This is a genomic window from Longimonas sp. (assembly GCF_046498435.1).
Lineage (GTDB): Bacteria > Bacteroidota > Rhodothermia > Rhodothermales > Salinibacteraceae > Longimonas.
This window is the reverse complement of the sequence record NZ_JAWOAR010000344.1, coordinates 1-5,811: the sequence shown is the minus strand read 5'-3', so window position 1 is coordinate 5,811 and position 5,811 is coordinate 1. Positions and strand designations below refer to the sequence as shown.

Here is a 5,811-nt window from a genome sequence, read left to right as displayed (position 1 = left end):
TCCCGTGCGTGGTTGGCAGGACCGCACCAGCTTTCGGGGTTGGACATCATTTTTACCAATCCGCCCAAGGTGAGTTACTGTCTACCTGTGGCGACGCAGCGCGCTGCGTCGTTACGGCGAGACTGAGGGGGCACGGTCTCACACGGCTGTCATTAATCCGGTGGCGTTGCGGACCTGGGCCATGAGGGGTTCGGTTTTCTGGCGGGCTCGCTTGGCGCCCTCACGCAGCACATCGCGGACGTAGTCGGGACGCTGCTCCAGTTCGTGACGCCGTGCGCGCGCTTCGGCGAAGAAGTCGTCGATCAGTCCCAGGAGTTCTTTCTTGGCGTGGCCGTATCCGTATCCGCCGGCCCGGTACTGTTCGGCGATTTCGGCACGGTGCTCCGCCTCCGCAAACAGCTTGATGAGCGCAAACACGTTGCACTGCTCAGGGTCCTTCGGCTCGTCGAGCGGCGTCGAATCCGTAACGATGCTCATGACCTTCTTCTTGAGCGCCTTGCCTTCGTCGAAGATGCCGATGGTGTTGCCATAGCTCTTCGACATCTTCTGCCCGTCGATGCCCGGCACGACCGAAACGTCGTCGAGGATGTACGGCTCGGGCAGCGTAAAGAGCGGGTCGTCGTCGGGGCAGAACGTGTTGTTGAAGCGCTGGGCCAGGTCGCGCGTGATCTCGATGTGCTGCTTCTGGTCGGCCCCCACGGGCACCTGCGTGCCGCCGTAGATGAGGATGTCGGCGGCTTGCAACACAGGGTAGTTCAAAAGCCCGGCATTCGGGTTCAGGCCCTGCGCCACCTTCTCCTTGTACGACACCCCGCGCTCCAGGCGCGACACCGGCATCAGGTTGTAGAAGATCCAGGCGAGTTCGGTAACCTCGGGCACATCGCTCTGGATGAAGAGCGCGGCCTCGTCGGGGTCGAAGCCGAGGGCCAGGTAGTCGAGCGCCACATCCATCGTGTACTCGCGCATCTTGTCGGCATCGTGCAGCGACGTGAGCGCATGGTAGTTCACGATGAAGTAGTACGCCTCGTGCTGCGTGTGCAGGTCGAGGTGCTGGCGGAGCGCACCAAAGTAGTTGCCAATATGCAGGCGGCCCGAGGGCTGAATGCCTGATACAACAACAGAATCGGCGTTCGAGGGGGCGTCGTCGGTCATACGGCTGGGAGCAGTCAGAAAATCGTTGGGGATGCAGAGGGATGGAGCAGGCACCGCTGTTTAGCGGCGTTTTTTGATGCGCTTGAGCACACTAAGGCGCTCCTGGCTGTTATCGCGTACCAGCTCCAGAATGGCCCGTGTGCGCATCTGATGCTCCACATCGTTGCGCTCGGTCTTGACATCGTCCTGAAACGCTTCCTCCTGCTCGATGAGATTAGGGAGCGCGGCGTCCAGATCGGGACCCAGGTCGAAGTCTTCGGGCTCCAGGTCGGTGCCGTTGTAAGCAGCGCCGCCGGCGCTGAAGATCGTCTCCGAGAGCTTGCCCACATCGGCACGGGCTGTTTTCAGGAGCGATTCGAGCGCCTCCACCACGCGTGGATCATCAGCTACACGCACAACAGCGCGGTAGGCGTGGTTCAGCTTAATGTGGGCTTCTACGAGCGGATTTAGGTGTTCGACCGTCTCTTCGCGGCTAATAGTGCGGCCCATCCAACCTTTTCCAAGAAGGGCCTCGGCAATGGGATTCGGCATGACAGTGTACAGGGGCAAAATCAAGAATACAGGATGTAAATGCACGTACCCGCAACGGGGCGGGCGGGTTTGGCTGTCGATGACTACAGCAGGTCGTCGGTCGCTACTTGCAGTGCTTCGTGAAGCGCGGCGGCTTTGTTGCGGGTTTCTTCGTACTCGGAGGCCGGGTCGCTGTCGGCTACAATGCCTGCACCGGCCTGCACGTACACCGTATCGCCACGCACCACCATGGTGCGGATAGCGATGCAGGTGTCGAGCGTGCCCGAAAAGTCGAGGTAGCCCACCGCGCCCGCATACACGCCACGCCGCGTGGGCTCGAAGGCGTCGATTAGCTCCATGGCCCGCACTTTCGGCGCGCCGCTGACGGTACCCGCCGGGAAGCACGCGGCCAGCACCTCCATGGGCGTACGCTCGCCCCGCACCGTGCCCGACACCGACGACACGATGTGCATCACATGCGAGTAGCGCTCAATGAAGGCGTAGCGGTCCACGTTGATCGACTGGTAGTCGCACACACGTCCCAGGTCGTTGCGGCCCAGATCCACGAGCATGAGGTGTTCGGCGCGTTCTTTGGGATCGGCGGCCAGTTCGTTGGCCAGGGCCTGGTCCTCGGCTTCGGTGTCGCCCCGTGGACGCGTCCCCGCAATAGGCAGCACCTCGGCGCGGTCGTCTTCTACGCGAACGAGGACCTCGGGCGAGGAGCCTACCAGCGCCACGTCGTCGAAGTCGAGGTAGAACAGATACGGTGACGGGTTCACCTGCCGGAGGGCACGGTACAGGTTGAAGCGGTCGCCGCGAAAGGTGGACTCGAAGCGCTGCGAGAGCACCACCTGAAAGATGTCGCCATCCACGATGTGCTGCTTGGCATCGCGTACGGCCTGCTCGAAAGCGTCGCGCTCGAAGTTCGATGTGATATCGGGCGACGGCAGTTCGAGCGGATCGGGATGTGCGGCAGGGGCGTTAAGCTGCGCCTCCAGCTGATCGAGCCGCTGCGTGGCATCGTCGTAGGCGCTGCGTAGATCGGTATCGGGGGATACGAATGCGCTTGCCATCACCACAAGCTGATGCCGCACATGATCGAAGGCTGCGAGGGTATCGTAGAATCCCCAGACCGCGTCGGGCAGGCCGAGGGTGTCGGGGGGCGCATCGGGCAGGTCTTCGATGAGGCGCACGGTGTCGTATCCCATGTATCCGACCGCACCGCTCTGTAGGCGAGGGAGTTCGGGCGTGGGCAGTTCGGTGAACGGCTCGGTAAGACGTGTTAGCACGTCGAAGATGGTCCCCGAATCGTCGGGCGTGCCCAGGCCATCGGCATCCCGCCGGGTGGTCATGGACACGTTGGCACCGTGCTCGGTGGCGCGTACCACACGGTAGGGATTGCCACCCAGAAACGAGTAGCGCGCCAGCTTCTCGCCGCCCTCTACGCTTTCGAGCAGGAACGGGAAGTCTGCGTTCTCGCGCAGCGCCAGAAACGCCGACACCGGTGTGAGCAGGTCGGCACTGCGGCGGCGATGCAGCGGCACAACAAGCGGGCCGCCGGTATCGGCACGAGCCGATTCGATGCGTGCAGCGAAGTCGTCGAACGTCATGGGAAACGGGGGCAAGGCGACAAACGAAAAAAACCCACTGTCTGCATGGGCGACAGCGGGTCAACGAGCACAAATATGGGGCGCAACGGATGCGCTACCCGTGGCGGAGGGTGTGCCCAGAAACCCGGGTGCACCACCACCATGCAGCAATGTGTTGGGGGCGTAAGTTCATCATGCTATGTATATACGAGTGACCTGCGGGGGTTGCAAGCGGGTGGGTTGAAGATCTTGTTTGGGATTTGCTTTGGGGGAGGGATGGAAGGATGGAGGGATGGAGGTGTCGATGGTTCTCTTATGCAGTCATCCCGAGCGCAGCCGAGGGAGCTCCCCGACAGTTGGAACTCAGGGACTTTGCAAGCACACGCTGCTTCATGACTGTGGTGCGTGGTAGAGACGTTCTTCGGAGAGCACTTCGCGAGCGTATGCGAGGCACGCGCGCACGTCTTCTGATTCCAGATGGGGGTAACTTTCCAGGATATCGGTTTCGCTCCATCCATTCTCCAACAGTCCGAGGACATGCTCAACTGAAAGCCGCGTACCGCTAATGACGGGCTTTCCAGTTAGCACCTCAGGATCGCTGGTAATACGATTGCGCCAGTCCATATCATTTTGTTGTTGCGTGAAAGCAAGTCGCCGCTTCCTTGTTTTGAGAAAAGAAACAGTACGGTAGGCAAGATAGATCCTGTGTTCTTCTCTGCCTCATTGCGGGTGCGGCTGAATGGAGGCATAGATGACGCTCACACCCCAAACAGCGTATCAAAGTACTGGTCGCCGCCGTCGCAGATGATGGTAACGACCGTGGCGGCGGGGTCGGACTGGCTGATGTCGCAGGCAATCTTGAGGGCGGCTCCGGCGCTGGGCCCAATGAGCATGCCGTTTTCGCGGGCCGCGCGGCGGGCTTGATCGAACGCCTCGTCGTCGGTCACGCGGCGCATCTCGTCCAGGTACTCAAACCACATGGTAGGCAGCTTGCCGCCTTTGCCGAGGCCCTCTACAGCGGTGTCGTACGGACGCTCGGGTTCGTCGTAAAATGCGGTGGCAATGTTCGAGCACTCGGCATCCACCCCCACAACGGTAACCGGACGCCCAGCTTCGGCAGCCTGCTCTTTTACGTGCCGTGCGGTGCCGCTGATGAGTCCGCCCGTGCCCATGGCGCAGACCAGATGCGTCATGCGGTCGCCCGCCTGGGCCCACACCTCCGGACCCGTCCACTGCGCATGCACGCCCGGATTCGACTGGTTGTAGTACTGGTTCATCAGAAAGCCGTCGTTCTCCTCGGCCAGGCGCTGGGCAGTGGCCCGGTAGTGGTTGGGATCGTCGGAGGAGACGCGCGGGCATTCGTGCACCTCGGCCCCGAACGCCTTCATGTAACCAAACTTCTGGCGGCTGCTGCCCTCGGGGCATGTCAGGATGCACCGCAGTCCGAGCCGGTTGGCGACCAGTGCTACCGCGCCTGCCGTGTTGCCCGAGCTTGCCTCCACGACTGTATCGATGTTCTGGGTGCGCACCGCTTCGGTGAGAATGCCCATCGCGATGCGATCTTTCATAGAGCCGGTCGGATTCATCGACTCCATCTTGCAGAGCACGCGCTCGTTCTCAACACCCGGGTACGCAACCATCGGCGTGTTGCCAATGAGGCTCAGCACGGGGTCATCGGTGGCAAAGGGCGAGGCAACCGGGGAGGCAGAGGAAGTATGCATAGACTGCGGTAGGGCCCGAAGTAAGCAGAATGTGTAACACAGGAAGTGTACGCACCCTGCACCCGGATTGCAATGAATTCAGCGTTATATTACATCGGATATGGCGGCTATGCGCTGTTTTCAACGGATGCCATCACCACTTCCGACGGAAACGTGCGCTGCACGATGCGGGTGCGCTGCACCTCTGCAAACCCGGCTTCATGCATCGACGGGGCCAGCGTAATGCCGCGACATCCGCCCAGAAGCGGGGGAAAGATAGCGTAGAGCGTATCCCACAGCCGCTCGGTCCAGTGGGTGGGCACGGTCATGTTGATGCAGACGCACCGCCCGCCCGGCTTCAGCACGCGCTGAAACTCGCGCAGTACGGTCGCGAAGTCCGACACCGGCAGCATGTCGAACATGTAGCTGTTGAGGACCGCGTCGAAGGTGTTATCGGGATACGGAAGGGCGTACGCATCGCCCAGGCGCAGTCCGAATTGCTGGTGGGGCGCCTTCTGCATGCGGCGGGCCGTCTGTCGCAGCATGGCGGGTGTGCGGTCGAGCCCCTCGGTCCAGCCGTCGGGGTTGGCGGCTACGAGGTCGGTGAACGAGAGCCCCGTGCCCACGGCCACCTCCAGCACATGCTCGCCGTTCTGTACTGCGAGTTGCTGGAGTCCGAAGGCACGGGCCTTCGCTTCCACCAGAACCGCCAGCCAGTCGTGCGTGGGGGCAATGGCGGTGTAGATGTACGGCACCGCCCATTGCGGCATGCGGGCGGGCTGCATGGAATCGTGTTGCATGGCAGTTGGGCGTTGCGGGGGGATGCGAAGCGGATCTGCGTACGTCATGGGATGAGACAG

6 protein-coding genes are annotated in these 5,811 nt (G+C 62.0%); all 6 read right to left on the bottom strand.

Features of this window, described 5'->3' with window-relative positions:
- Nucleotides 1-138 precede the first annotated feature (138 nt).
- Nucleotides 139-1,152: a tryptophan--tRNA ligase gene (gene trpS / locus R6U20_RS13480; RefSeq protein ID WP_410338358.1), complete on the bottom strand. Its 1,014-nt coding sequence runs from the start codon at nt 1,150-1,152 to the stop codon at nt 139-141.
- Between the two features lie 60 nt (nt 1,153-1,212).
- A complete protein-coding gene (locus R6U20_RS13475) occupies nt 1,213-1,683 on the bottom strand; it encodes a hypothetical protein (RefSeq protein WP_410338357.1) in 471 nt (156 codons plus the stop codon).
- An 83-nt stretch (nt 1,684-1,766) separates the two neighbouring features.
- Entirely contained in the window at nt 1,767-3,272 is a 1,506-nt protein-coding gene (gene trpE / locus R6U20_RS13470; protein WP_410338356.1) for an anthranilate synthase component I, read from the bottom strand.
- A gap of 369 nt (nt 3,273-3,641) precedes the next feature.
- A complete protein-coding gene (locus tag R6U20_RS13465; RefSeq protein WP_410338355.1) occupies nt 3,642-3,875 on the bottom strand; it encodes a DUF433 domain-containing protein in 234 nt (77 codons plus the stop codon).
- 134 nt (nt 3,876-4,009) lie between these two features.
- Entirely contained in the window at nt 4,010-4,972 is a 963-nt protein-coding gene (locus R6U20_RS13460; RefSeq protein WP_410338354.1) for a PLP-dependent cysteine synthase family protein, read from the bottom strand.
- A 107-nt stretch (nt 4,973-5,079) separates the two neighbouring features.
- The coding region (locus R6U20_RS13455; protein WP_410338353.1) for a class I SAM-dependent methyltransferase at nt 5,080-5,811 on the bottom strand (732 nt) is incomplete at its 5' end.

Bases quoted from the DNA above. Each gene is read 5' to 3' on its own strand.
- trpS (WP_410338358.1), bottom strand. From the start codon at position 1,152: ATGACCGACGACGCCCCCTCGAACGCCGATTCTGTTGTTGTATCAGGC.
- R6U20_RS13475 (WP_410338357.1), bottom strand. From the start codon at position 1,683: ATGCCGAATCCCATTGCCGAGGCCCTTCTTGGAAAAGGTTGGATGGGC.
- trpE (WP_410338356.1), bottom strand. From the start codon at position 3,272: ATGACGTTCGACGACTTCGCTGCACGCATCGAATCGGCTCGTGCCGAT.
- R6U20_RS13465 (WP_410338355.1), bottom strand. From the start codon at position 3,875: ATGGACTGGCGCAATCGTATTACCAGCGATCCTGAGGTGCTAACTGGA.
- R6U20_RS13460 (WP_410338354.1), bottom strand. From the start codon at position 4,972: ATGCATACTTCCTCTGCCTCCCCGGTTGCCTCGCCCTTTGCCACCGAT.